At 69.1% G+C, this 25381-nt stretch carries 29 protein-coding genes; 19 read left to right on the top strand and 10 right to left on the bottom strand.

Annotation, left to right across the window (positions count from 1 at the left end):
• Positions 1–57: 57 nt before the first annotated feature.
• Both rpsN and rpmB read right to left on the bottom strand, forming a co-directional pair.
• Positions 58–363, bottom strand: coding sequence for a 30S ribosomal protein S14 (rpsN, locus tag IE226_RS27070; RefSeq protein WP_190084004.1), 306 nt, complete (start codon positions 361–363; stop codon positions 58–60).
• Positions 363–599 (bottom strand): 50S ribosomal protein L28, encoded by a 237-nt coding sequence (rpmB, locus tag IE226_RS27065; protein ID WP_190084003.1) that lies wholly within the window; start codon positions 597–599, stop codon positions 363–365. Before rpmB ends, rpsN begins: the two co-directional genes overlap by 1 nt.
• A gap of 82 nt (positions 600–681) precedes the next feature.
• Between rpmB and rpmG the strand changes: the two genes are divergently transcribed.
• From rpmG to IE226_RS27040, 5 genes are all read left to right on the top strand, one after another.
• A complete protein-coding gene (rpmG, locus tag IE226_RS27060) occupies positions 682–846 on the top strand; it encodes a 50S ribosomal protein L33 (protein ID WP_003999141.1) in 165 nt (54 codons plus the stop codon).
• A gap of 5 nt (positions 847–851) precedes the next feature.
• Positions 852–1097, top strand: a complete 246-nt coding sequence (locus tag IE226_RS27055) for a type B 50S ribosomal protein L31 (RefSeq protein WP_190084002.1) — start codon at positions 852–854, stop codon at positions 1095–1097.
• Between the two features lie 17 nt (positions 1098–1114).
• Positions 1115–2248, top strand: coding sequence for a CobW family GTP-binding protein (locus IE226_RS27050; protein WP_190084001.1), 1134 nt, complete (start codon positions 1115–1117; stop codon positions 2246–2248).
• Complete coding sequence (gene rpsR / locus IE226_RS27045) at positions 2249–2488, top strand: 30S ribosomal protein S18 (protein ID WP_190084000.1); 240 nt, start codon at positions 2249–2251, stop codon at positions 2486–2488.
• A 317-nt stretch (positions 2489–2805) separates the two neighbouring features.
• Complete coding sequence (locus tag IE226_RS27040) at positions 2806–3045, top strand: DUF397 domain-containing protein (protein WP_190083999.1); 240 nt, start codon at positions 2806–2808, stop codon at positions 3043–3045.
• Between the two features lie 91 nt (positions 3046–3136).
• Here the strand turns inward: IE226_RS27040 and IE226_RS27035 are convergent, their stop codons facing one another.
• The gene (locus tag IE226_RS27035; RefSeq protein WP_190083998.1) at positions 3137–3622 is read right to left on the bottom strand and encodes an ATP-binding protein; all 486 of its coding nucleotides are present in this window, start codon (positions 3620–3622) and stop codon (positions 3137–3139) included.
• A 288-nt stretch (positions 3623–3910) separates the two neighbouring features.
• On the opposite strand from IE226_RS27035, the gene IE226_RS27030 reads away from it, so the two are divergent.
• The 3 genes from IE226_RS27030 (at position 3911) to IE226_RS27020 (ending at position 6981) form a co-directional block, all read left to right on the top strand.
• Complete coding sequence (locus tag IE226_RS27030; protein WP_190083997.1) at positions 3911–4774, top strand: Sco1979 family transcriptional regulator; 864 nt, start codon at positions 3911–3913, stop codon at positions 4772–4774.
• 69 nt (positions 4775–4843) lie between these two features.
• Complete coding sequence (locus tag IE226_RS27025; protein ID WP_190083996.1) at positions 4844–6301, top strand: aldehyde dehydrogenase family protein; 1458 nt, start codon at positions 4844–4846, stop codon at positions 6299–6301.
• A gap of 134 nt (positions 6302–6435) precedes the next feature.
• Positions 6436–6981, top strand: a complete 546-nt coding sequence (locus IE226_RS27020) for a DinB family protein (protein ID WP_190083995.1) — start codon at positions 6436–6438, stop codon at positions 6979–6981.
• A 23-nt stretch (positions 6982–7004) separates the two neighbouring features.
• Here the strand turns inward: IE226_RS27020 and IE226_RS27015 are convergent, their stop codons facing one another.
• Positions 7005–7598 (bottom strand): bleomycin resistance protein, encoded by a 594-nt coding sequence (locus IE226_RS27015; protein WP_190083994.1) that lies wholly within the window; start codon positions 7596–7598, stop codon positions 7005–7007.
• 42 nt (positions 7599–7640) lie between these two features.
• Here IE226_RS27015 and IE226_RS27010 point away from each other — a divergent pair, with 42 nt between their 5' ends.
• The 3 genes from IE226_RS27010 to IE226_RS27000 all read left to right on the top strand — a co-directional run bounded on the left by IE226_RS27010 (position 7641) and on the right by IE226_RS27000 (position 10188).
• Positions 7641–8282 carry a PadR family transcriptional regulator gene (locus IE226_RS27010; RefSeq protein ID WP_190083993.1) on the top strand — a complete coding sequence of 214 codons (642 nt, stop codon included), beginning with the start codon at positions 7641–7643 and terminating at the stop codon, positions 8280–8282.
• A gap of 119 nt (positions 8283–8401) precedes the next feature.
• The gene (locus IE226_RS27005) at positions 8402–9355 is read left to right on the top strand and encodes an ATP-binding cassette domain-containing protein (RefSeq protein ID WP_190083992.1); all 954 of its coding nucleotides are present in this window, start codon (positions 8402–8404) and stop codon (positions 9353–9355) included.
• Positions 9352–10188 carry an ABC transporter permease gene (locus IE226_RS27000; RefSeq protein ID WP_373307037.1) on the top strand — a complete coding sequence of 279 codons (837 nt, stop codon included), beginning with the start codon at positions 9352–9354 and terminating at the stop codon, positions 10186–10188. Before IE226_RS27005 ends, IE226_RS27000 begins: the two co-directional genes overlap by 4 nt.
• A gap of 45 nt (positions 10189–10233) precedes the next feature.
• On the opposite strand, the gene gad is transcribed toward IE226_RS27000, so the two are convergent.
• The gene (gene gad, locus IE226_RS26995) at positions 10234–11661 is read right to left on the bottom strand and encodes a glutamate decarboxylase (protein ID WP_190083991.1); all 1428 of its coding nucleotides are present in this window, start codon (positions 11659–11661) and stop codon (positions 10234–10236) included.
• 160 nt (positions 11662–11821) lie between these two features.
• Between gad and IE226_RS26990 the strand changes: the two genes are divergently transcribed.
• Both IE226_RS26990 and IE226_RS26985 read left to right on the top strand, forming a co-directional pair.
• Positions 11822–12580: a MerR family transcriptional regulator gene (locus IE226_RS26990; protein ID WP_190083990.1), complete on the top strand. Its 759-nt coding sequence runs from the start codon at positions 11822–11824 to the stop codon at positions 12578–12580.
• A gap of 252 nt (positions 12581–12832) precedes the next feature.
• The gene (locus IE226_RS26985) at positions 12833–13522 is read left to right on the top strand and encodes a DedA family protein (RefSeq protein ID WP_190083989.1); all 690 of its coding nucleotides are present in this window, start codon (positions 12833–12835) and stop codon (positions 13520–13522) included.
• Positions 13523–13597: 75 nt separating this feature from the next.
• On the opposite strand, the gene IE226_RS26980 is transcribed toward IE226_RS26985, so the two are convergent.
• Together IE226_RS26980 and IE226_RS26975 are read right to left on the bottom strand one after the other, a co-directional pair.
• Complete coding sequence (locus IE226_RS26980) at positions 13598–15286, bottom strand: threonine/serine exporter family protein (RefSeq protein WP_190083988.1); 1689 nt, start codon at positions 15284–15286, stop codon at positions 13598–13600.
• Between the two features lie 128 nt (positions 15287–15414).
• Positions 15415–15903 carry an inorganic diphosphatase gene (locus IE226_RS26975; RefSeq protein ID WP_135330561.1) on the bottom strand — a complete coding sequence of 163 codons (489 nt, stop codon included), beginning with the start codon at positions 15901–15903 and terminating at the stop codon, positions 15415–15417.
• An 85-nt stretch (positions 15904–15988) separates the two neighbouring features.
• Between IE226_RS26975 and dacB the strand changes: the two genes are divergently transcribed.
• The 6 genes from dacB (at position 15989) to folE (ending at position 23718) form a co-directional block, all read left to right on the top strand.
• On the top strand, positions 15989–17608 hold the full coding sequence (gene dacB / locus IE226_RS26970; protein WP_190083987.1) for a D-alanyl-D-alanine carboxypeptidase/D-alanyl-D-alanine endopeptidase: 1620 nt from the start codon (positions 15989–15991) through the stop codon (positions 17606–17608).
• Between the two features lie 77 nt (positions 17609–17685).
• Positions 17686–18804 carry an Rv3626c family coenzyme F420 biosynthesis-associated protein gene (locus IE226_RS26965; protein ID WP_190083986.1) on the top strand — a complete coding sequence of 373 codons (1119 nt, stop codon included), beginning with the start codon at positions 17686–17688 and terminating at the stop codon, positions 18802–18804.
• A gap of 236 nt (positions 18805–19040) precedes the next feature.
• Entirely contained in the window at positions 19041–20165 is a 1125-nt protein-coding gene (gene tilS / locus IE226_RS26960; protein ID WP_190083985.1) for a tRNA lysidine(34) synthetase TilS, read from the top strand.
• A gap of 51 nt (positions 20166–20216) precedes the next feature.
• On the top strand, positions 20217–20777 hold the full coding sequence (gene hpt, locus IE226_RS26955; protein WP_135330538.1) for a hypoxanthine phosphoribosyltransferase: 561 nt from the start codon (positions 20217–20219) through the stop codon (positions 20775–20777).
• Positions 20778–20969: 192 nt separating this feature from the next.
• Positions 20970–22994, top strand: coding sequence for an ATP-dependent zinc metalloprotease FtsH (gene ftsH, locus IE226_RS26950; RefSeq protein ID WP_190083984.1), 2025 nt, complete (start codon positions 20970–20972; stop codon positions 22992–22994).
• A gap of 118 nt (positions 22995–23112) precedes the next feature.
• Positions 23113–23718 carry a GTP cyclohydrolase I FolE gene (gene folE / locus IE226_RS26945; protein ID WP_190083983.1) on the top strand — a complete coding sequence of 202 codons (606 nt, stop codon included), beginning with the start codon at positions 23113–23115 and terminating at the stop codon, positions 23716–23718.
• A gap of 103 nt (positions 23719–23821) precedes the next feature.
• Here folE and IE226_RS26940 read toward each other — a convergent pair whose 3' ends face one another.
• The 3 genes from IE226_RS26940 to folB all read right to left on the bottom strand — a co-directional run bounded on the left by IE226_RS26940 (position 23822) and on the right by folB (position 25374).
• Positions 23822–24307, bottom strand: coding sequence for a DUF3180 domain-containing protein (locus IE226_RS26940; RefSeq protein ID WP_190083982.1), 486 nt, complete (start codon positions 24305–24307; stop codon positions 23822–23824).
• 99 nt (positions 24308–24406) lie between these two features.
• Positions 24407–25018, bottom strand: a complete 612-nt coding sequence (gene folK, locus IE226_RS26935) for a 2-amino-4-hydroxy-6-hydroxymethyldihydropteridine diphosphokinase (protein WP_190083981.1) — start codon at positions 25016–25018, stop codon at positions 24407–24409.
• Positions 25015–25374: a dihydroneopterin aldolase gene (gene folB, locus IE226_RS26930; RefSeq protein WP_190083980.1), complete on the bottom strand. Its 360-nt coding sequence runs from the start codon at positions 25372–25374 to the stop codon at positions 25015–25017. The genes folK and folB overlap by 4 nt, the downstream gene beginning before the upstream one ends.
• Between the last annotated feature and the right edge of the window lie 7 nt (positions 25375–25381).

Raw genomic sequence — 25381 nt, 5'->3', positions numbered from 1 at the left:
ACGCCCTGGCCGACACCTGCACGACCCTCGGAGCAGGTCGGTGAATCGCGCGCCAAGCTACCAGGACGACTTGCGCACCCCGGGGAGAAAACCGGCGTGCGCTTGGTCACGCAGTTTGACCCTGGAGAGGCCGAACTTCCCCACGTATCCGCGCGGACGCCCGTCGACGCTGTCCCGATTGCGTACGCGCGTCGCGCTCGCGTCCCGCGGCTGCCCGGCCAACTCCGCCTGAGCGGCGTGGCGTTCGGCATCCGAAGTTCCGGGGCGGCGGATGATCTCCTTCAGCTCGGCCCGGCGCGCGGCGTACCGCGCGACGATCTCGCGCCGCTTCTCGTTCTTCGCGATCTTGCTCTTCTTGGCCATCAGACCCTCACTCCACGCGCACGGATCCTGGCCACGGCGGCCTCGACGCCGATGGAGTCGACGGTCTTGATGCCCTTGGCGCTGAGCCGCAGCCGCACATAGCGGCCCTCGCTCGGCAGCCAGTAGCGCTTGCGCTGGACGTTGACGTCGAACCGGCGTGACGTGCGCCGGTGCGAATGGGAGATCTGGTTGCCGAAGCCCGGCGTGGCGCCGGTCAGCTGGCAGTGGGCGGACATGGTGACGCACCTCTCTGACGTGGGGGCGAGGCCCCTCGCGGAACCGTTTTGAAAACGGGATTCATTTTCATACACTAGCGCCATGGCTCGCAACGAACTCCGCCCCGTCATCAAGCTCCGGTCCACGGCCGGAACGGGCTACACGTACGTCACCCGCAAGAACCGCCGTAACGACCCCGACCGCATGACGCTGCGCAAGTACGACCCGGTCGTCGGGCGCCACGTCGATTTCCGAGAGGAGCGCTGATCACCATGCGCAAGGACATCCACCCGCCGTACGGCCCCGTCGTCTTCCGCGACAAGTCCGCGGGCTTCGCCTTCCTCACCCGGCCCACCGCGACCAGCGAGAAGACGATCGACTGGGAGGACGGGCGCACCTACCCCGTCATCGACGTCGAGGTCTCGTCGGCGAGCCACCCCTACTACACGGGCACGGCCAAGGTCCTTGACACCGCGGGACGCGTGGAGCGCTTCGAGCGCCGCTACGGCGCGCGATGAGCCCGGCAGAGACAGCGATGGACATCGCGATCGTCGGCGGCCTGCACTCCGACGCCCGAAGGCAGGCCGTCGAGCGGCTCCTCGCCACCGTCCCCGGCAGCGTGGCACTCCACCACGACCTGGCGACGGCCGTGCAGGGCACAGTCGTACGTACGGTGCGCGACGCCACCGGAGTGCTCTCCACCGGCGATGCGCCGCTGGTCAACGACTGTGCCTGCTGCGCCCTGCGCGAGGATCTGGTGCCCGAGCTCGAACGGCTCGCGGACTCCGGTCTCACCCGGCTCGCGGTCGTCGAGCTGTGGGACTCCGTCGAGCCCAAGGCGATGGCCGAGGTGATCGCGGCGCACGTGCACGAGGGGCTGCGGCTGAGCGGCGTGATCACGGCCGTCGATCCGGCGCTCCTGCTGCCGTACCTCGGCAACGGCGACGACCTCATGGAGGCCGGTCTCGCCGCGGCGCCCACCGATCAGCGCACGGTCGCCGACACCTGGGCCCGCCAGCTCGAATACGCCCCGGTGCTCGCCCTCGCGGACTCTCCCGAGGCCGATGACGAGGACCGCGCGCTTCTCGCGCAGCTCCACCCGACTGCCCGCCAGGTCCCGATCAGCGGTCACGGGGACCTGGCGGGCGCGGCGCTCGGCGGCTTCGACGTCGAGGCGGCCGCCGCGGCCCAGCATCCGTCCTGCGCGCTGCTGCCGACCGACGCCGACGAGGCGGGGGTCGCCACCCTCGTATGGCACCGGGACCGGCCCTTCCACCCGGAGCGGCTCTATCAGGCTTTGGAGGACCTGACCTGCGCGGCGGCCCGCAGCCGGGGGCGGTTCTGGCTGGCCGACCATCCGGACACGCTGCTCGGCTGGGACGCGGCGGGCGGTGCGCTCTGTGTGGAGAGCGCGGGGCCCTGGCTGGTCTCGCTGCCGGATGCCGCGTGGGAGATGGTGCCGCCGGTGCGGCGCGCCGCGGCGGCGCTCGACTGGCATCCGGAGCACGGCGACTGCTGCCAGCACCTGGTCTTCACCTCGCCCGGCCTCGATCGCGAGGGGCTCGAAGAGGTTCTGGAGTCCTGCCTCCTCACCGACGAGGAGTACGCCGCCGGGCGCGACGCCTGGAAACACCTGCCACCCGCTTTCGACACCCTCCTGGAGGTCTGAATGGCTCCCCGCAAGCCGTACGCGCGCGACCAGAAACCGCGCCCCAACCCGCTGGTCCAGGCGAAGGTCACGTACATCGATTACAAGGACACGGAACTGCTCCGCAAGTTCATCTCGGACCGGGGGAAGATCCGCTCCCGGCGGGTCACCAAGGTCAGCGCCCAGCAGCAGCGGCTCCTCGCCCGGGCGATCAAGAACGCGCGGGAGATGGCGCTGCTGCCGTACGGCACCGCCCGCTGATCGCCACCACGTCGTCATCAGGCCATCGCGTAAACGTTGGAACAGGAAGGGCACCCCGTGCGTCTCTACCTAGTACACGAACAAGTACGGGCACGAGTACGAGAACGAGTACGGGCACGCTTCGACCTGGATGGCATTCGCATGGCATGTGGGGAGTTGGGCAGGTGCTGACAGAGCTGTAATCAAGGCAACACCCCGCGTGCACGTGCATCTGCCCATGCATCGGCATGTGAACACAGCTATGATCCGGGACAGTTGACTACTGCATCTAGAGCCATCTAGAGCCACACCAGGCACTGCATCACCGGGGAGCGACTGTGCACCACGTGTTTAACGGCATGGCTGCCACGGAGCTTCATGGGGTGGCCTGGCAGAAGAGCAGGCACAGCAATTCGCAGGGTGCCTGCGTGGAGTTCGCGAAGCTGCCGGGCGGCGATGTCGCCGTCCGCAACTCGCGTTTTCCCGACGGTCCGGCGCTGGTCTACACGCGCGCCGAGATAGAGGCGATGCTGCTCGGGATGAAGGACGGGGAGTTCGACCACCTGATCGGTGGCTAGCCCCGCGACCACGCGGCAACGCCGGCCGGAACGAACCCATCCGGAACGAACCCATCCGGAACGAACCCGACCGGAACGAACCCGACCGGAACTAGACCAGCCGGAACAGCGCCCACACGACCTTGCCCCGCAGCGCGCCCGCGAGCGGGTGCCATCCCCAGCTGTCGCTGAACGAGTCCACCAGGAACAGGCCGCGGCCGGACTCGGCGGAGAAGTCGTCGTCGGTCTCGCGCGTGACCGGACTGTCGTCGCTGGGGTCACGCACGGCGCACACCAGGCGCGAGGTCCAGCGCATCAAGTGCAGCCGCACCGGCGGCCCCTGTTCGCGCGGAGTGTCCGACGGCAGCGCGTGCCGCAGGGCGTTGGTGACCAGTTCGGAGACGACCAGGGCGACGTCGTCGAAACGTTCTTCCAGATCCCACTGGTCCAGCGTCGTGCGGGTGAACTGCCGTGCGCTGCCCACCGCTTCGTAGCGGGCGGGCAGAGAGCAGGACGCGGCGCTGGAGACGGCCGAGGGGTCGAGTGGGGGAAGCCCCTGCCGTAACGGCTCGAGCATGGTCGATCCATTCGTCCCCATGCGAGGCACTCCCCGGTTTCGCGGTACATAGCGATGGAGCGGTGGTGCTGTGGTGCGTCAGTGCAGTGTCGCGCGGACCATGGTTCCGAATGCGTACAGCAGATGCAAGGGCAGATGCACGTGCACGCGCCGGACTTGGTCGTTCCCGTGCCACTTCTTGCCCATTTCTTCCTACGACTTCTTGTGGAGAACTATCGAAGGCTTTCCGTTTCTGTAACCGAACGAGTACGGCCTGAAGCGTTTAATGGCAGACTGCTGGCTTCCAAGTGATGGGGAGGGTTGAGCGAAGTGACCGCAGGGGAGTCGAGCGGCTCGGTCGTACGGCGCATGCTCCTTGGCTCGCAACTCAGGCGCCTGAGGGAATCGCGCGGTATCACCCGTGAAGCGGCCGGCTACTCGATCCGAGCCTCCGAATCGAAGATCAGCCGCATGGAGTTGGGACGGGTGAGCTTCAAGTCCAGGGACGTCGAGGACCTGTTGACGCTGTACGGCGTCACCGACGAGGTCGAGCGCGTCGCGCTGCTCTCGCTCGCCAAAGAAGCCAACCTCGCGGGCTGGTGGCACAGTTACTCGGATGTCCTGCCGGGCTGGTTCCAGACGTACGTCGGTCTCGAAGGCGCCGCCTCGCTCATCCGGGTCTACGAAGTCCAGTTCGTCAACGGCCTGTTGCAGACCGAGGCCTACGCGCACGCGGTCGTCGCCCGTGGCATGCAGGGCGCGGGCAAAGCCGAGATCGAACGCCGCGTCGCGTTGCGCCTCGAACGCCAGAAGCTGCTCATCTCCGAGCGCGCGCCCCGCTTCCACTGCGTACTGGACGAGGCGGCCCTGCGACGCCCGTACGGAGACCGGGAAGTCATGCGCGGGCAGCTCCAGCACCTGATCGACATCTCGGAACGGCCGAATGTCACCCTCCAGGTCATGCCGTTCAGTTTCGGTGGGCACTCGGGCGAAAGCGGAGCGTTCACCATGCTGCGCTTCCCGGAATCGGACCTCTCGGACGTCGTGTACGTGGAGCAGCTGACAGGAGCCCTGTACCTCGACAAGGCGGAGGAAGTCGGCCAGTACGAGCGCGTGGTCAGCGAGCTCCAGCGCGACAGCCCGAATCCGGCCGATAGTCGCGACCTTCTCCGCGGTCTCCTCCAACTCATCTAACCCGTCAGTAGGATGACGCGAAATCAGGTGTCAGCACCGTTGTCACCACAGTCTGCGGCTAGGGGTCTCATGTCCTTCTTCACTGACCTGGCTCACCAGTACATCGACGGTGAGTGGAAGGCCGGTTCCGGCTCCTGGGACATCATCAACTTCAATCCGTACAACGGGGAGAAGCTGGCGTCGATCACCGTGGCGACGGCCGACGAGGTGGACCAGGCCTACCGCGCGGCCGAGCGCGCGCAGAAGGAGTGGGGCCGGACGAGCCCCTACGCCCGGCGTGCCGTCTTCGAGCGTGCCCTGCGCATCATCGAGGACCGTGAGGAAGAGATATCCGAGGCCATCGTCGCCGAGCTGGGCGGCACCCGGCTCAAGGCGGCCTTCGAGATCCACCTCACCAAGGAGTTCCTGCGCGAGGCGGTGAACGTCGCGCTGCTGCCGGAGGGCCGCATCCTGCCGTCGCCGGGCGACGACAAGGAGAACCGCCTCTACCGCGAGCCGGTGGGCGTGGTCGGTGTGATCAGCCCCTTCAACTTCCCGCTGCTCCTCTCCACCAAGACGGTCGCCCCCGCGCTCGCCCTCGGCAACGCGGTGGTGCTCAAGCCCCATCAGAACGCGCCGGTGACGGGCGGCGGCATCCTCGCGAAGGTCTTCGAGGACGCGGGCCTGCCGGCCGGTGTGCTGAACGTGGTGATCACCGACATCGCCGAGATCAACGACGCGTTCATCGAGCACCCGGTGCCGAGCGTCATCTCCTTCACCGGTTCGGACCGTGTGGGGCGCCATGTCGCCACGGTCTGCTCCGCGCACTTCAAGCGGTCGATCCTGGAACTCGGCGGCAACAGCGCGCTGGTCGTCCTGGACGACGCGGACGTCGACTACGCCGTGAACGCCGCGGTCTTCAGCCGCTTCGTGCACCAGGGGCAGGTCTGCATGGCCGCCAACCGCATCCTCCTGGACCGGTCGGTGCAGGCGGAGTTCACCGAGAAGTTCGTCGCCAAGGTCGCGTCCCTGAACGTCGGTGACCCGGCGGACCCGGCGACCCACATCGGCCCCCTGATCAACTCCTCGCAGGCCGACGCGGTGACGAAGATCGTCGACCAGGCGGTGGCCGCGGGCGCGAAGGCCCTGCTGCACGGCCGCACCAAGGGCAACCTCGTGGCGCCCACCGTCCTGACGGACCTGCCCGCCGACTCTCCGGCCCTGCGCCAGGAGATCTTCGGCCCCGTGGCGCTCCTCGTGCCCTTCGACGGCGAGGAAGAGGCCGTACGCATCACCAACGACACCCCGTACGGGCTCAGCGGCGCCGTCCACACCGCCGATGTCGAGCGCGGCGTGCGGTTCGCCCGGCGGATCGACACCGGCATGTTCCACGTGAACGACGGCACCGTGCACGACGAGCCGATCGTGCCCTTCGGCGGCGAGAAGCACTCGGGCATCGGGCGTCTGAACGGCGATTCGACGGTGGACGCGTTCACCAGGCAGAAGTGGATCTCGGTGCAGCACGGCCGCAGCCAGTTCCCCTTCTGATCTTCAGGTCAGGGCCCTGCCGAACAAGATGTGAACCCCGGAACCCTTGCGGACAGAACCTGACCGCAAGGGTCCGTAACGTCAGTGGTGTCGGAAAGCCCGGCAGGTTCCACAGGCTCCCAGAGGCGGACACCATGGTCGTTCACGTCAACGCAGAGGCCCCCGGCGACGAGCGCGGCGCCCTGCTCGCCTTCCTCGACGCCGAGCGCGGCGGCATCCGGCGGGCCCTGCTCGGCCTGACCGACGAGCAGGCGGCCACCAAGCCGAGCGCCAGCGAACTGTCGCTCTCCGGGCTGCTCAAGCATGTCGCGGAGGTCGAGGAGGGGTGGATCTCGCGGGCCAAGGGCGTCGACCCCGCGATCCGGCGCACCGAGGCGAACTGGGACGAGTGCTTCCGTCTGATCGAGGGCGAGACGGTCGAGTCGGTCCTCGCTTACTGGGGTCAAGTGGCCGCTCGTACGGAGGAGTTCATCCGCTCCCTGCCCACCCTCGACGCGACCTTCGCGCTGCCGGACGAGCCGTGGTTCCCGAAGGAGGACGTCTCGATGCGCTGGGTGCTGCTGCGCCTGATCACCGAGATGTCCCGCCACTCGGGCCACGCCGACATCATCCGCGAGTCCCTCGACGGCAGGACGGCCTTCGAACTGGTGGCTCTGGAGCGCGGCGAGAGCTGGGGCTAGAGCCCGGCCGCCAAGGGAGGCGGCTAGCGGCCGTCGAGGTGCGCGGCCATCTCCGCCCGCAGGGCGTGCAGCTCCCGCAGTTGTACGGGGGTGGGGGTGCCGTCGGCGGCAAGAGCGCGGTCGATGATGCGGACGGCGGCGGCGTGGTCCTGCTTGGACTCGCCGAGGAGAGTGGCCTGGTGCAGGGCGCGCGCGTACCGCTCCTTCGGTACCGGCGCGTGCTCGAAGGAATCGGCGATGGGCTGCCCGACGCGTACGCAGTTGCCCGCCGGGTCCGTCATCAGGAACTGCCGCACTCCGTAGGGCATGTCCTTCACGGCGCCGATCCGGGGCAGGCCACGGGTCGGTATCCGGCCGAGCGTCCGCTTGAGCCCGGCCCGGAATGCCCCGTGGAGGGCGTCCACGTCGTCGGAGACGACGTAACAGGTGCTGTACGAGGACTGCGGGTCGTAGCCCTTGAGCCGGAAGAACTGCAGCTCCATGTCGCCGCGCCGGATCACGGCGTACGGATTGGGGGCCTTCTGGCGGTAGGTCACCTCGAAGCCGATGGCTTCGTAGAAGGCGAGGGTCTCGTCGAGCTCGTGGCAGGGAAACAGGGGGATCATTGTCTCGGCCATACCGCTACTCTAATCAAAGTTGATTAGAAAGAGGTGGCTTTGATGTCGGCGATCCGACTCCTTGTCCTCGGCGCCGTCCGTCAGCACGGGCGGGCCCACGGCTATCAGGTGCGCAACGACCTGGAGTACTGGGGCGCCCATGAGTGGTCCAACGCCAAGCCCGGCTCGATCTACCACGCGCTGAAGCAGATGGCCAAGCAGGGCCTGCTGCTCGCGCACGAGATCGCCCCGTCCACGGCGGGCGGCCCGCCGCGCACGGAGTACGAGATCACCGAGGCCGGCACCGAGGAGTTCCTCAATCTGCTCCGGTCCAACCTGGTCTCGTACGACCAGCGCCCCGACATGCTCTCGGCGGCCCTCGGCTTCATCGTCGACCTGCCCCGGGGCGAGGCGGTCGAGCTTCTGAAGCAGCGGGTGGCGGGCATCGAGGAGTGGCGCAGGTCGGTGACGGAGTACTACACGCCGGAGGAGGGCCCGGAGCAGCTCGGGCACATCGGCGAGATCATGAACCTCTGGGTCCACACGGCTGACGGGGGCGTGGAGTGGACGCGCGGTCTGATCAAGCGGATCGAGGGCGGTGCGTACACGTTCGCGGGCGAGGGCGAGCCGTTCGTGGGTGTCCTCGCCGAGGGCGAGGAGAACCCGTACGCGACCGGGGAGGCGCATGCGGAGGACGATCGCTGACCGGTACGGGCGGGCCCGCTGATCAAGTTTGACTAATCCCCGGTTCGGGGTTACCTTCCTTCGCGTCGGATCTGTAGTCAAGTTTGACTACGGGCGGGCAGGGGCTCGGAGGGAGACGGATGACGGACGCGATCGTCGTCGAAGGCGCACGGAAGCGGTACGGGGAGAAGTGGGCGCTCGACGGACTCGACCTGACGGTCGGGCGCGGCACGGTGCACGGCATGCTCGGCCCGAACGGCGCGGGCAAGACCACGGCGGTACGGGTGCTCGCTACCCTGCTGCGGGCGGACGAGGGCCGGGTGGAGGTCGCCGGGTACGACGTGCGGCGGCAGCCGGACGAGGTGCGCAGGCGCATCGGCCTCCTGGGGCAGCACGCCGCCCTGGACGAGGAGCTGAGCGGTCGGCAGAACCTGGACATGTTCGGGCGGCTCTACCACCTGGGCGCCCGCCACGCGCGCGTGCGGGCCGGTGAACTCCTGGAGCGCTTCGGACTCGGGGACACCGGGCGCAAGGCGGTCAAGCAGTACAGCGGCGGCATGCGGCGCCGCCTGGACCTCGCGGCCTCGCTCATCACGGAGCCCGACGTGCTGTTCCTGGACGAGCCGACCACGGGCCTCGACCCGCGGGGCCGCACGGAGGTCTGGGAGGCGGTGCGCTCCCTGGTCGACGGCGGTACGACGGTGCTGCTCACCACGCAGTACCTCGAAGAGGCGGACCAGCTCGCGCACCGCATCTCGGTGATCGACCGGGGCCGGGTCATCGCGGACGGCACGGCGGACGAGCTCAAGTCGAAGACCGGCGGCGACCGGATCGACGTGGTCGTGCGGGACGCGGCCCAGCTGGATCTCGCCGCGCGTCTGCTGCCGGGCGAGGCCACCCTCGATGTCGACCGGCGTCTGGCCAGCGCGCCGGTGGCGGACCGGATGGAGGCGCTCACCGGCGTCGTACAGGCCCTGCGGGACGCCGGGGTCGACGCGGAGGACATCGCGGTGCGCAGGCCGACCCTGGACGAGGTGTTCCTGCGTCTGACGGGCCGTGCAGAGGACGGCGAACGCGTGAAGGAGGCCGTGTGAGTACCACCACGATCACGCCGCGGGGCCGGGCGCCGGTCTCGGGCGGCACGCCCGCCAAGTGGGCCGCCGTCGACTCCTGGACCATGACGCGGCGGGAACTGGCCCACTGGGCCCGGCAGCCCGTACAGGTGCTCGTCGGCCTGGTCTTCCCAGTGATGCTGCTGCTGATGTTCAACTACCTCATCGGCGGCGGAAAGGGCATCGCGGGCGACTACGCCGAGTTCCTGGTGCCCGGCATGTTCGCGCTGACCATGGCCTTCGGTCTGGACGCCACGATGGTGGCGGTCACGCAGGACCTCAACAAGGGCGTGATCGACCGCTTCCGGTCCATGCCGATGACCAACGGGGCGGTCCTGGTCGGGCGTTCGGTCGCGGACATGCTGCAGTCGTTCGCCTCGCTGCTCGTCATGATCGGCGTCGGTCTCGCGATCGGCTGGCGCTGGCACGGCTCGTCCGGCGCGGCGCTCGGCGCGGTCGGCCTGCTGCTCCTGCTGCGGTTCGCGATGCTGTGGATCGGCATTCACCTGGCGATGGTGGCGGGCAAGCCGGAGCTGGTCATGGCCGTGCAGATCCTGGTCTGGCCGGTGGGCTTCCTCTCCAACGCCTTCACGGTCCCGCAGAACATGCCGGCCTGGCTCGGCGCCGCCGTCGAGTGGAACCCGATGTCGGCGACGGCCACCGCGGTCCGCGATCTGTTCGGCAACGACCCCGGAGTGGTGGGCACTTCGTGGGCCGCCGAGCACGCGGGGCTGCTCGCCGTGGTGTGGCCCGTGGTGCTCGTCGGGGTGTTCATGCCGCTGGCGGTGCGGAGGTTCGGCGCGCTCAGTAAGTAATGTTCCGTGCGCTCAGTAAGTCATGACGTCGGGTGGACCGGGAGCCTAGTGGTGGAACCCCGTGGCCGCGTCCTTGTCCCGCGTCAACGGATGCGGCTGGTGGCGCAGTTCGGGCACCAGGCTGCTCAGGTCCGCGAGGAAGAGCTCCGCGAGGTCGGCCGTGAAGCCGTTGCGGCAGACCACGCGGAGCACCGCCAGATCCTCGCGGTGGGCCGGGAAGGTGTACGCGGGCACCAGCCAGCCGCGCTCGCGAAGGCGCCGGGACACGTCGAAGACGTCGTACGCCTTCACGTCGTCCCCCGTCGTGAAGGCGAACACCGGCAGCTCGTCCCCGCGGGTGATCAGCCGGAAGTCGCCGAGCGCCTCGATGCGTTCCGCGAGGCCGGTGGCGACGGTCCGCGCCGCCTGCTGGACGGCGCGGTAGCCCTCGCGGCCCAGGCGCAGGAACGTGTAGTACTGCGCGACGATCTGCGCGCCGGGCCGGGAGAAGTTCAGCGCGAACGTCGGCATGTCGCCGCCGAGGTAGTTCACCCGGAAGACCAGCTCCTCCGGCAGCGCCTCCGCGTCACGCCACAGGGCCCAGCCGACGCCCGGATAGACCAGGCCGTACTTGTGGCCCGACGTGTTGATCGAGGCCACCCTCGGCAGCCGGAAGTCCCACTCCAGGTCCTCGTCGAGGAAGGGCGCAACCATCGCCCCTGACGCGCCGTCGACGTGCACGGGGATGTCGAGCCCGGTGCGCTCCTGGAGGTCGTCGAGGGCGGCGCAGAGCTCGGCCACCGGCTCGTACGACCCGTCGAAGGTGGAGCCGAGCACGGCCACGACGCCGATCGTGTTCTCGTCGCAGAGCTCGGCCGCCGCCGCCGGGTCGAGGTGGAACCGGTCGCCCTCCATCGGGACCTGGCGCGCGTCGACCTCCCAGAAGTTGCAGAACTTCTCCCAGCAGACCTGGACGTTGACGCCCATGACGAGGTTGGGGCGCGCGGTGGGGGACGGATAGCGCTCGACGTTCCGCTTGGCCGTGGCCCAGCGGCGTTTGAGCGCCATCCCGGCGAGCATGCACGCCTCGCTCGACCCGGTCGTCGAACAGCCGACGGCGAGCGAGGGGTCCGGCGCGTGCCACAGATCGGCGAGCATGGCCACGCAGCGCCGCTCGAGCTCGGCGGTGTGCGGGTACTCGTCCTTGTCGATCATGTTCTTGTCCCGGCACTCGCCCATCAGGACGCCGGCCTGCGGTTCCATCCACGTCGTGACGAAGGTCGCGAGGTTGAGGCGTGAGTTGCCGTCCAGCATCAGTTCGTCGTGCACCAGCTGGTACGCGGTGGTGGGCGGCAGCGGGTTGTCCGGCAGGCGGTGCTTGGGCGGCGCCTCGGACATGCCGCTGACCGGGTTGGCCTCTCCGTAGAAGGGGTTCACCGAGAGGGTGCGTTTGGCGGGCTGCTCGGGGCCGGGGCCCGGGTGCTGGCGCGGCATGGGCGGTCTCCTCGGGGCTGAGGCGTGTTGTCCCTGTCCTTGCTGGCGCGGCTTGCCTGCCTGCTGGCGAGAATATGGCCGACTGCCGGGTTCCGCACTTGCACCTCACGCGGCGTGAGGAATCAGGCTGAAACGCGTACCTGGAAGGAGGGCGGGACCCATGAGCCATTCCGTGGGACAGGTCGCCGGTTTCGCCGGAGTGACGGTGCGCACCCTGCACCACTACGACGAGATCGGCCTGCTCGTGCCCGGCGAGCGCAGCCACGCGGGCCACCGGCGCTACGGCGACGCCGACCTGGACCGGCTGCAGCAGATCCTGTTCTACCGGGAGCTCGGTTTCCCGCTCGACGAGGTGGCGGCCCTCCTGGACGACCCGGACACGAACCCGCGCGAGCATCTGCGCCGGCAGCACGAGCTGCTGACCGCCCGGATCACGAAGCTCCAGGAGATGGCCGCCGCCGTCGAGACCGCCATGGAGGCGAAGAAGATGGGCATCAACCTCACGCCCGAGGAGAAGTTCGAGGTCTTCGGTGACCACGATCCCGACCAGTACGCCGAGGAGGTCGAGCGGCGCTGGGGCGACACCGACGCCTACCGTCAGTCGCAGCGCAGGGCCGCCTCGTACACCAAGGAGGACTGGCAGCGGATCAACGACGAGTTCACCGCGCTGCACGCGCGCATGGGCGACCTGCTCGCACGCGGGCTGCCCGCGGATTCGGCGGAGGCGATGGACACGGCGGAAGAGCACCGCCGCTTCATCTCCCGCTTCCACTATGACTGCTCGTACGAGACGCACACCTGCCTCGGCGAGATGTACGTGGCGGACCAGCGGTTCACGGCCACCTACGAGGCCATCCGTCCGGGGCTCGCGGGCTACATGCGGGATGCCATGCTCGCGAACGCGGCGCGCAACAGCTGAGCGGGGTGCCGCCTGTCGGTGCGGCCCGGGGATCTCAGGGTCCCGGACCGCACCGATAATCTGTTGTACGCGAACTCCCGGCCGCCCGGTTTTTCGATGCCCGCGCAGACGTCCCCGGCACACAGCCATGTCTCAGGTCATGCACAGTGCACCTCGGGAAGAATGCTGGAACCCGGGCGCGTCGCCTTGCGTTGATAGCTTTGGACGGCCACCCCCGCCGCATCGCCCTCTCACCCTCAGGAGCACGGAACCGTGACGACGCTTGCGCTCGGACCAAGCTGGCTGGATCCGGATTACCTCCTGAACACCTTCGGGGTCTGGGGCCTGCTCGCGATCGTCTTCGCCGAGTCGGGCCTGCTCATCGGCTTCTTCCTGCCGGGTGACTCGCTGCTGTTCACGACGGGCCTGCTGATCACGACGAATCAGCTCGACTTCCCGCTCTGGCTCTGCATCGTCCTCATCTGCATCGCCGCGATCCTCGGCGACCAGGCGGGCTATCTCTTCGGCAAGAAGGTCGGCCCCGCGCTCTTCAACCGCCCGGACTCCAAGCTGTTCAAGCAGGAGAACGTGGTCAAGGCGCACGAGTTCTTCGAGAAGTACGGCCCGAAGTCCCTGGTCCTGGCCCGCTTCGTGCCCATCGTGCGGACGTTCACGCCGATCATCGCCGGCGTCAGCGGCATGCGGTATCGCTCGTTCATCACGTTCAACATCATCGGCGGCATCCTCTGGGGCGCCGGTGTGACGATGCTCGGCGCGTGGCTCGGCAAGATCGACTTCGTGCACAAGAACATCGAGGCGATCCTCATCCTGATCGTCCTGATCTCGGTGGTGCCGATCGTGATCGAGTTCCTGCGGGCGCGCAGCAAGTCCAAGAAGGCGGCGGCCGAGGGCGAGGCCCCCGGGGCGGCCCCGTCGTCGCGCGGCCGGCACGCCAAGCGGTAGGGGCGGATCAGCCCGTCCGGAGCTTGAGGACCGGGGGCCCGGGGGCGAAGCCGCCCCCGGGCCACCGGTCTCTGATCAGAATCCGCGGGTCCGCTTCGCCGCACGGCGGTTCGCCGCCGTGGTGGCGCCCGGCACCTTGAGGATCAGACGCGAGACCTCGCTGCCCAGGTTCACGCCGATCGCGATGGCCAGGGCCGTCGCCGCCGCCTTGGTGAGCGAGTTGAGGCCCGTCGTCATGTCGTTCTGGGCGAGGGCGAGCAGACCGAAGTACGTCGCGCTACCGGGCAGCAGCGGGCCGATGGCCGCCGTGACGTACGGCAGTGAAGAGGCGAAGCGGTAGCGCGAGAAGAGCTGCCCGAACAGGCCCACGAGCCCGGCCGCGATGGCCGTCGCCGCGACCGGCGAGAGCTCGATGGACGTCTGCGCGAGGGAGCCGTACATGACCCAGGCGATACCGCCGTTCAGGGTCACGATCAGCACGGTGTGACGTTCCTGCTGGAGCAGTATCGCGAAGGCGAGGCTCAGCGCCATCGACGCCAGGATCTGGATCACCGGGCGCGATTCGACCGCCACGAACGTCGTCTCAGGCTGCAGGCTCGTCGCGTCCAGCATCACGCCGAGCGACAGGACGAGCAGTACGCCGCAGACGATGCCCACGACGAGGTAGCAGACCTCCAGGAGCCGGGCCGCGGCCGTGATGTAGTAGCCGGTCAGGCCGTCCTGCACGCCGGCCACCAGGGCTCTTCCCGGGATCAGGGCGAAGAGGCCACCTGTGATCACCGCGGAGGCGTTGACCTCCTGGGAGTGCACGAGGCTGAGCGTGACGCCCATGACGGCGGGCGGCATCGCGGCGCCCACGAACTGGTAGAACTCGGGCAGCCCGCGGCCCGCGCACAGCCAGGCGAGACGGTCGCCGAGCATGGCGCCGAACGCCGCCACCAGGAAGACCAGGGCGCCACCGCCGACGAGCACGGACGCCGAGCCCGCGAGCAGCCCGCCGGCCGCCGTGAGCGCCCAGCCGGGGTAGGGGTGGCGGTTACGGCGAATGCCCGCGAGCGTGCGGTAGGCCTCCTCCAGGGAGACCTCGACGTCCGTGTCGCTGATGTCGTCCACCAGCTGGAAGACGGCCGCCAGACGGGTGTAGTCGGTGCCCCGGCGGCGCACCGTCCTGGAGGCCGTGACCGGGTCCTCCACCAGGGACGGCTGGTGCGAGATCGAGAGCAGGGTGAAGGTCACCGTCGGCTCGCAGCGGTCCAGGCCGTAGCTGCGGCAGACGGCGAACATCGCCGCCTCCACGTCCTCGGCGCCCTCGCCGCCCGCGAGCAGCAGCTCGCCGATACGCAGCGTCAGGTCGAGCACGCGCGGCACGGCGGGCCCGGTGTCGTCCTCGTGGCGCTGCGTGGCCTCCGGAGTGGGCCGCTCCGCCACCGGCATGCGCAGCATCGTGCGCATCTGGTCCTGCCAGGGCGTCTCCTTGGTGAGCTTCACCAGAGGTATGCCCTGCGGGGGAGTGAAGGCGGGCGGCGCGTTGCGGGCGCTGTATGTGTTCGGCGTGGTGAACGCCGACTTCTCGGTCTCCTGCGTGGTCGAGGAGCCCGGCGGCGAGGGAAGGTGCGGCAGACCGGTGGGGATCGCGAACTCGGACGTGGTCTGCGATTCGTCCTCGGGTGCCGGTGGCTGCGGCAGCACGCCGGTGGGCTGAGTGAACGCACTTCGTGCCTCATCCGACTGGGGTTTGCGGTCTTCGGCCTCCTGGTCAGCCACTCTTACTGCCTCGCTCCCACATACGTACCTTGTGCACCTCCAGTACGAACAGTATGCGCACAGATACGCGAACGGGCCGCGTGGTCTTCGTGAAGATCACGCGGTCCGTCGGAGTCGGGGGAAGGCACTCAGTGCCCCTGCGCCTCCGCGCGCTTGTAGGACTTCTCGATCTCGGCCTCGGCGTCCGCGCGGCCGACCCAGTCGGCGCCCTCGACGGACTTGCCGGGCTCCAGGTCCTTGTAGACCTCGAAGAAGTGCTGGATCTCCAGGCGGTCGAACTCGGAGACGTGGTGGATGTCGCGCAGGTGCTCCACGCGGGGGTCCGACGCCGGGACGCAGAGCAGCTTGTCGTCGCCGCCCGCCTCGTCGGTCATCCGGAACATGCCGATCGCGCGGCACTTGATGAGGCAGCCCGGGAAGGTCGGCTCGTCCAGGATGACGAGAGCGTCCAGCGGGTCACCGTCCTCGCCGAGGGTGTTCTCGACGAAGCCGTAGTCCGCGGGGTAGCTGGTCGACGTGAAGAGGCGACGGTCCAAGCGGATCCGGCCGGTCTCGTGGTCCACCTCGTACTTGTTCCGCGAACCCTTCGGAATCTCGATGGTGACGTCGAACTCCACGGGTGGCTCCTCCATGATCAGCACATACTTCGGGTGGTTAAGTGTCCCTCACGCAGATGTGTGATCGCGAAAGGGGCTGGTCGTCGTGCCCGAGCTCAAGCCTTGGCAGCAGACCCGGCAGCACGTCGGGAAGCTGCTGCGGCAGCTTCCCGAGCCTTCGGCTCCCAAGATCCTCGCCGGTCTCAAGAATCCTGCGAAACTCAAGACCTGGCAGCTCACGGCGGGTGCCGCCACCGTCGGAATCGCGATCGCGGCCGGTGCGGTGGCCGCGGCCGGCCCCTGGGACTCCTCCGGTCAGCGTACGGCCGAGCGGCACTTGGCGGCTTCCCGGGAGGCCGGGGGTGGCACAGATCACGGCGACGGTGCCTCCGGCGGGCAGCCCGCGGCCGCCCCGAGCGCCCCTTCCGTCCTCAAGGGGCTCGGCGTGCCCGCGGGCGCCCCGCACGGCGGCTCCGCGCCCGCTGTGGACACCAAGGTGCTCGCGGGCGTCCTCGATCCGCTCCTGAAGGACAGGGCCCTCGGCCCCGAGCGCTCGGCGGTCGTCATCGACGCGGGCAGCGGGCGGCGGGTCTACGGCAAGGGCGGCGGCGACGCCCTGACGCCCGCGTCCACCACCAAGATCGCCACGGCGGTCGCGGCGCTCTCCTCGGCGGGGGCCGACCACCGGATCGCCACGAAGACGGTCATCGAGCCGGACTCGAACGACGTCGTACTGGTGGGAGGCGGCGACCCCACGCTCACCGCCCGCAAGGACGGCCCCTACGCGAAGAGCGCCGCGAGCCTGCACGACCTGGCCAAGGACACCGCGCGCGCCCTGAAGGACCGCGGCGCGGACAAGGTGTCCCTGTCGTACGACACCTCGCTCTACTCCGGGGAGCAGCAGCACCCCATCGGCCCGAACGAGAACCTCACGCTGGTCAGCGCGCTGATGGTCGACGAGGGCCGCCTCGACGACTCCTCCGGCGGGCCCGCGCCGCGCTCCGGTGATCCGGCGGCGGACGCGGCGGAGAAGTTCGCGGGCTTCCTGGAGGACGAGGGGATCGACATCGAGGCGAAGGGGGAGAAGGATAAGGGCGACAAGGGCGACAAGGGCAGCAAGAGCGACAAGAAGGACCCCGTCCCGTCCAAGGCGAGCGATCGCGCCGAATCCCTCGCAAAGGTCGAGTCGCCGCCGCTGTCCGCCCTCGTCGAGCGGATGCTGACGCACAGCGACAACGACATCGCCGAGGCGCTGGCCCGCCAGACGGCGCTCGCCTCGAAGGAGCCTGCGAGCTTCGACGGTGCGGGGCGTGCGATCGCCGCCCAGCTCAAGAAGGCACAGCTGCCGCTGGCCGGGACGAAGTTCGCCGACGGGAGCGGCCTGGACCGGGCCGACCGCAGCTCCGCCGAGCTGCTCGCCGCACTCCTCGCCCGGGCCGCCGACCCCGACCGCCCCGAACTGCGCTCGGCGGTGACGGGCCTGCCCGTGGCCGGCTTCACCGGCACCCTGGTCGACCGCTACCCCAAGGAATCGCCGGGCACCGGCGTCGTGCGCGCCAAGACCGGCACCCTGACGGGCGTGAACACCCTCGCGGGCACGGTCGTCGACACGGACGGCCGACTCCTCGTCTTCGCCTTCATGACCACAGGCACCACGGACCCCAAGGCAGCGCAGACGGCACTCGACAAAATGGCGTCAGCGGTAGCGAAGTGCGGCTGCCGCTGACCCCTACGGGCCCGCGCCGGGGCAATCTCGGGGGTCAACCCCCTCCGCAGGCGGGATCGACCACGTACCGTTGACGCATGACGAGCATCGGTGGTGCGGAGATGGTCGACTGGAATCTCGCGGTGGCGACCGCGACCCGGCTCGTCCGGCCGGGTCCAGAAGTGAGCCGGGACGAGGCGCGGGCCATCGTCGCCGAGCTCCGGAAGCATGCGAAGTCCTCGGAGGAACACGTCCGTTCCTTCACCCGGATGGGCACGGAGGACACTCACGACACCCCGGTCCTTGTCGTCGACCGGGCCGGTTGGATCAAGGCGAACGTCGCCGGGTTCCGGGAGATCCTCAAACCCCTCCTGGACAAGATGCAGGACCGCCGCAGCGGGCCCGGCGGCGCGATGCTCGGCGCGGTCGGCGGCAAGGTGACCGGCGTCGAGCTGGGCATGCTGCTCTCCTTCCTCGCCTCCCGCGTCCTCGGACAGTACGAGACCTTCGCCCCGGCCTCCCGCGACCTCCCGGCAGGGGAGAGCGGCGGCGGCAGGCTCCTGCTCGTGGCCCCGAACATCGTGCACGTGGAGCGCGAGCTCGACGTGGACCCCCATGACTTCAGGCTCTGGGTCTGCCTGCACGAGGAGACGCACCGCACGCAGTTCTCGGCCGTGCCCTGGCTGCGCGACCACCTCGAAGGGGAGATCCAGGCCTTCCTCTCGGAGACCGAGGTCGATCCGATGACGGTCCTTGAGCGCATCAGGGAGACGGCCCAGTCGCTGGCCGGCGGCCGTCCCGAGGCCGAGGAGGACGACGGGGGCCGCTCCCTGGTGGAGCTGGTGCAGACCCCCGCCCAGCGCGAGATCCTCGCCCGCCTCACGGCCGTCATGTCGCTCCTCGAAGGCCACGCGGACTTCGTGATGGACGGAGTGGGCCCCGACGTGGTGCCCTCCGTCGCGGAGATCCGGGAGAAGTTCCAGCAGCGCAGGGCGCGCGGGGCCAGCCGCCTCGACCAGGCCCTGCGCAAGCTGCTCGGCCTGGACGCGAAATTGCGCCAATACCGCGACGGCGAGCGTTTTGTGCGCGCCGTCGTCGGCGAGGTCGGCATGGACGGTTTCAACCGGGTGTGGACTTCGCCGAACACGCTGCCCACCAAGTCGGAGATCGCCAAACCCGCTGATTGGGTCGCGCGGGTGCACCGCAAGGCGGAGTGAGCGCAGTAAAGGAGCGAGTTGCGGCCGATGGCAGGAGAACGCCTCCCCAATCACCCGTCCGAGGGACCGTGAGCCATGGGTAGGCGTGCAATGCTCGGGGAACGGCTCGGCTCTGTCACCATCGACACACTCTGAGTGACTAACCTCTTGGGATCTGTCCGAGGCCCGATCTCCCGAGAGTGGTCCTGAGTGACAGGTCCGAGGCTCACCCCCGAACTTCATGAAGGGAACCGGACATGGGTCCCCATCCTGCGGTCGCGGCGATACGCCTGGCGGTCCGCCGCGTACTCCACGACGTACTGACCGACGTACAGCGCACCGAAGCCCCGAGCGCCGATCCGCGGCGCTCCGACGCCCTGCGTCCCGAAGCACAGCGCATCCCCGAGCACGTCCCCCCGAGCCCCGCTCACCCCCACCCTCCACGCGAGCCGGCCGCGTCGCCACTCGTCCTCGTCGCGTGCTCCGGCGGCGCCGACTCCATGGCGCTCGCCTCCGCCCTCGCCTTCGAGGCCCCCAAGCTCGGTATCCGCGCCGGCGGCGTCACCGTCGACCACGGACTGCAGGACGGGTCAGATCTGCGCGCCGCCGAGGTCGTCTCGCGGCTCACCGCCCTCGGCCTCGACCCGATCGAGTCCGTCGCCGTCGACGTCGGCAGGGACGGCGGCCCCGAAGCCGCAGCCCGCGACGCACGGTACGGCGCGCTCGACGCCGTGGCCGACCGCCACGGCGCAGCCGCGATCCTGCTCGGCCACACCCGCGACGACCAGGCGGAGACCGTCCTGCTCGGTCTCGCCCGAGGCTCCGGCATCCGTTCCCTGTCCGGGATGGCCGCCGTGTCCGGCGGACCCGGCGCCGACCGCCGCTACCGCCGCCCCTTCCTGCACATCGACCGGCAGACGGCCCGCAAGGCATGCATGGTCCAGTCGCTGCCCGTCTGGGACGACCCGCACAACACCGACCCCGCCTACACGCGCTCGCGGCTGCGGCACGAAGGCCTGCCCGCCCTGGAGAAGGCGCTCGGCAAAGGCGTCGTGGAAGCACTCGCCCGTACGGCCCAGTTGTCCCGGGATGACGCCGACGCCCTGGACCACTGGGCCGCACAGGCGGAAGCCTCCGTGCGCGACGCCGCGGGCCTTCTGGAGTGCGCCAAGCTCTACGCCCTGCCGCCCGCCGTGCGCCGCCGCATCGTGCGCCGCGCCGCCATCGAGGCGGGCGCCCCGGCCGGAGCGCTGTTCGCCCGGCATCTCGAAGAGGTGGACCGGCTGATCACGGGCTGGCGCGGCCAGGGGGCCATCAATCTCCCGGGCAAAGTCGTCGCCCAGCGCCAGGGTGGCAGACTGGTGATCCGGCAAGGCTGTTGACCGAGGGGCCCCCGGGCTCTGCGCAGCCGGTGTGACGGACGACCGAAAGTGATGCGGGTGGACGCGAAAGACATGGGCACCGACCTTCAGTCGGTGCTCATCACCAAGGAAGAGATCGACGCGAAGCTGGCGGAGCTGGCGGCGAAGATCGACGCGGAGTACGCGGGCAAGGACCTGCTGATCGTCGGCGTGCTCAAGGGTGCGGTGATGGTCATGGCGGACCTGGCGCGTGCGCTGTCCACCCCGCTCACCATGGACTGGATGGCCGTGTCGTCGTACGGCGCGGGCACCCAGTCCTCCGGGGTCGTGCGGATCCTCAAGGACCTGGACACCGACATCAAGGGCAAGCACGTCCTGATCGTCGAGGACATCATCGACTCCGGTCTGACGCTGTCCTGGCTGCTCTCCAACCTCGGCTCGCGCGAGCCCGCGTCGCTGAAGGTGTGCACGCTCCTTCGCAAGCCCGAGGCGGCCAAGGTCGCGATCGACGTGGAGTGGGTCGGCTTCGACATCCCGAACGAGTTCGTCATCGGGTACGGCCTGGACTACGCGGAGAAGTACCGCAATCTGCCGTTCGTCGGCACCCTCGCTCCGCACGTCTACGGCGGCTGAATCCCCGGCCCCCGGCCAACTCCGCGGAGGCGGCCGGGAACCCTCACCCGTTTCCCGGCGTTGGAGCATGCGAAGACGGGTTTGTCAGCCGTCCCGTGCGACTTCGGGTGACAATGCTGGGGTACCGTCCGAAGAACAGCCTTTATCAAACTCACTATGGCAGGAGGGACGGGGCGTCATCGCTCCGTATGGATGGACGTGAAGCGATACTTCCGTGGGCCAGTCATGTGGATCGTGCTGGCCGTCCTTGCCGTGGTCGTGTTGATGCAGGTCGTCGGTTCGTCCGGTGGCTACAAGACGGTGGACACCGGCCAGGTAGTGCAGGCGATCAACGACGACAAGGTCGAATCCGCCAAGCTCACCACCGGTGACGAGTCGACCATCAAGGTCGAGCTCAAGGACGGCCAGAAGGTCAAGGACAGCAGCAAGATCCAGGCGAGCTACATCGGCAACCAAGGTGTCGACATCGCCAAGACCTTGCAGGACAAGTACCAGGACAAGAAGATCCCGGACGGTTATACCGTCTCGCCGTCGAAGCAGAACCCGTTCGTCGGCATCCTGCTTTCCCTGCTCCCCTTCGTACTGATCGTCGTCGTCTTCCTGTTCCTGATGAATCAGATGCAGGGCGGCGGCTCCCGGGTCATGCAGTTCGGGAAGTCCAAGGCCAAGCTGATCACCAAGGACACCCCGAAGACGACGTTCTCGGACGTGGCCGGATCGGACGAGGCCGTCGAGGAACTCCACGAGATCAAGGAGTTCCTCCAGGAGCCGGCGAAGTTCCAGGCCGTCGGGGCCAAGATCCCCAAGGGCGTGCTCCTGTACGGGCCGCCCGGTACGGGTAAGACGCTCCTCGCGCGTGCCGTCGCGGGCGAGGCCGGCGTCCCCTTCTACTCGATCTCCGGTTCCGACTTCGTCGAGATGTTCGTCGGTGTCGGTGCCTCCCGTGTGCGTGACCTCTTCGAGCAGGCCAAGGCGAACGCCCCGGCGATCGTCTTCGTCGACGAGATCGACGCCGTCGGCCGCCACCGCGGCGCCGGCATGGGCGGCGGCCACGACGAGCGCGAGCAGACGCTGAACCAGCTGCTCGTCGAGATGGACGGCTTCGACGTGAAGGGCGGCGTCATTCTGATCGCCGCCACGAACCGCCCCGACATCCTCGACCCGGCGCTGCTCCGCCCCGGCCGTTTCGACCGGCAGATCGCGGTCGACCGCCCGGACATGCAGGGCCGTCTGGAGATCCTCAAGGTTCACCAGAAGGGCAAGCCGGTCGCCCCGGACGTCGACCTGGGCGCGGTGGCGCGGCGTACGCCGGGCTTCACCGGTGCCGACCTGTCGAACGTGCTGAACGAAGCGGCGCTCCTCACGGCGCGCGGCGACAAGAAGCTGATCGACAACCACTCGCTCGACGAGGCGATCGACCGTGTCGTGGCCGGTCCGCAGAAGCGGACCCGGATCATGTCCGACAAGGAGAAGAAGATCACCGCGTACCACGAGGGCGGTCACGCCCTGGTCGCGGCGGCGTCTCCGAACTCGGACCCGGTGCACAAGATCACGATCCTGTCGCGCGGCCGGGCCCTCGGTTACACGATGGTCCTGCCGGACGAGGACAAGTACTCCACCACGCGCAACGAAATGCTCGACCAGCTGGCGTACATGCTGGGCGGGCGCGCGGCCGAGGAGCTCGTCTTCCACGACCCGACGACGGGCGCGGCGAACGACATCGAGAAGGCCACCGCGACCGCACGGGCCATGGTCACGCAGTACGGCATGACCGAGCGGCTCGGCGCGATCAAGTTCGGCGGTGACAACACCGAGCCGTTCCTCGGCCGCGAGATGGGTCACCCGCGCGACTACTCCGAAGAGGTCGCGGCGCTGGTCGACGAAGAGGTCAAGAAGCTCATCGAGACCGCGCACAACGAGGCCTGGGAGATCCTCGTCGAGAACCGCGACGTTCTCGACAACCTGGTCCTCCAGCTCCTCGAGAAGGAGACGCTCAACAAGGAGCAGATCGCCGAGGTCTTCGCAGGCATCGTGAAGCGTCCGGCCCGTCCGGCGTGGACCGGTTCCTCGCGGCGTACGCCCTCGACCCGCCCGCCGGTGCTCTCCCCCCGGGAGCTGTCGCTGACGAACGGTGCGAACGGCGCCACGCCCGCGGTGACCGCGGGTCCGACGGAAACGCCCGTCGACGTGACCAAGGAAGACCGCCCCGAGAGCTGATCCTGCGTCTCAGCAGGCCCGGAATGGAAGCTGCGCCCCCCTGGTTCTAGCCTGGGGGGCGCAGTTTTTTCGTACGCACAGACGCACTGATGCGTGGAACGCTAGGAACGAGGCACACATGACCGATCCCGTGACGCTGGACGGCGAGGGCACGATCGGCGTGTTCGACGAGAAGCGGGCCGAGAACGCCGTGCGCGAGCTGCTTATCGCGGTCGGCGAGGACCCGGACCGCGAGGGTCTGCGGGAGACCCCCGGACGTGTGGCTCGCGCGTACAAGGAGATATTCGGCGGCCTGTGGCTCAAGGCCGAGGATGTCCTGACGACGACGTTCGATCTTGGTCACGACGAAATGGTCCTGGTCAAGGACATCGAGGTGCAGAGCTCCTGTGAGCACCACCTCGTGCCGTTCCACGGTGTGGCGCACGTCGGCTACATCCCGTCGTCGGACGGCAAGATCACCGGCCTGTCCAAGCTCGCCCGCCTCGTGGACGTGTACGCGCGCCGTCCGCAGGTCCAGGAGCGGCTGACCACGCAGATCGCGGACTCCCTGATGGAGATCCTGGAGCCGCGCGGCGTCATCGTGGTCGTCGAGTGCGAGCACATGTGCATGACCATGCGCGGGGTGCGGAAGCCGGGCGCCAAGACGATCACGTCGGCGGTGCGGGGTCAGCTCCGTGACCCTGCGACGCGCAATGAGGCGATGAGCCTGATCATCGCGCGTTAGGCGTTAGGCGTTAGGCGCTAGCTCTGCGGGCAGGGCGTGCGAGGTCGGCCGCTGGTGCGTTGTGGGCTGGTCGCGCAGTTCCCCGCGCCCCTGGAGGGCGCTCTCAGGCGGCTGCGGCCGTTCCGCCGTGCTCGTCCTCGTCCTCCGGGAGCCTGCAGACCCGCTCCAGGAAGAAGGCCGCCGCTATCACCGCGATGCCCGCCAGGACGGAGAGGCCGGCATAGATCGCCTGGTCCCGGCGGGGCGGCACGTCCAGGTACTCCAGGAGGAAGGCGCCCACGCCGCCGTACATCCCGGAGACGAGGGCGGCGACCAGGGCGCTCGCCTGGCCGAAGACCACGGCACGCGCGGCCATCATCGGCTCGACGCCCTTGGCGCCGGGCCGCCGCTCACGCTGCGCGCGCAGCCGGGCGCGCAGCGAGAGCGCCGTGGCGAGCAGCACCGCGGCGATCACCGCGAGCACGATGGGCGCGGCCAGCGGGACCCGCGGCAGTGTGCCCACGGAGTCCCACAGCCGGGCGCCCGCCCAGGACAGCACTCCGGCCACCAGGAAGAGGCCGGCCAGTGTCCTGATGCGCAGCTGCTCCACGGATGACCCTTCGTCGCCTTCGTTGCTCGCGTCGCCTTCGTTGCCCGCGGCGTCGCTCGGACCCGTTTCTCGTCGTGCGGGTTCGTTAGACCCTAACGACTACTCGGGCAGCCGGAGTTCCAGGTCGACACGGGGTGTCACGCCGTCACGGGTGACCTTGGCGAGCAGGTCGGCGACCGCGCCGCGTCCCGCGAGCTGCGCCTCGGGCTCCACGTCGTGCCAGGGGGCGAGGACGAAGGCGCGCTCGTGCGCGCGCGGGTGGGGGAGCGTGAGGACCGGGTCGTCCGAGACGATGTCGGCGTAGGCCACGATGTCGACGTCGATCGTGCGGGCCGCCCAGCGCTCGTCGCGCACGCGGTGGAAGGCTTCCTCGATCGCGTGCGCCCGCTCCAGGAGCGAGGAGGGCGGCAGAGTTGTCTTCACCACGACCACCGCGTTGAAGTACGACGGCTGGGTGCCGGGGTCGACGCCCCAGGGCTCGGTCTCGTACACGGGAGAGACGGCCTTGACGCGCAGGCCGGGGGTGTCCTCCAGGGCGTCGATCGCGCCCTGCAGCGTCTCCAGGCGGTTGCCGAGATTGCTGCCGAGGGAGATCACGGCGCGTTTGGGGTTGGAGAGCGTGGTGTCGGCTGCGTCGACCTGTGCCACCACGGCGGTGGGCACCGGCTGGACGGTCGGGTCGCTCTGCCCTTGCGTGGAAAACGCGGTCATACTCGGCTCCGGGTGATGGTGACGGTCACATCGTCGAAGGGGACGGTGATCGGGGCGTCCGGTTTGTGGACGCACACCTCGACCTCCAGGACTCCGTCGTGCTTCAGACACGTCTGGGCGATGCGCTCGGCAAGCGTCTCGATGAGGTCGACGGGCTCGCCCTCGACGGCGGCCACGACCTCCTCGGCCACGATGCCGTAGTGCACGGTCTTCGCCAGGTCGTCGTCGGCGGCGGCCGCACGGGTGTCCAGGCCAATTACCAGGTCCACGATGAAGGTCTGGCCCTCTTCGCGTTCCCGCGGAAAGACACCGTGGTGCCCACGGGCCTTGAGGCCGCGCAGCGCGACACGATCCACGCGAATC

It is taken from the genome of Streptomyces longisporoflavus (assembly GCF_014649775.1).
In the GTDB taxonomy this organism is placed as follows: Bacteria; Actinomycetota; Actinomycetes; order Streptomycetales; family Streptomycetaceae; genus Streptomyces; species Streptomyces longisporoflavus.
Note: the sequence above shows the minus strand (reverse complement) of the source record. Positions and strands in the feature narration are given on the sequence as shown.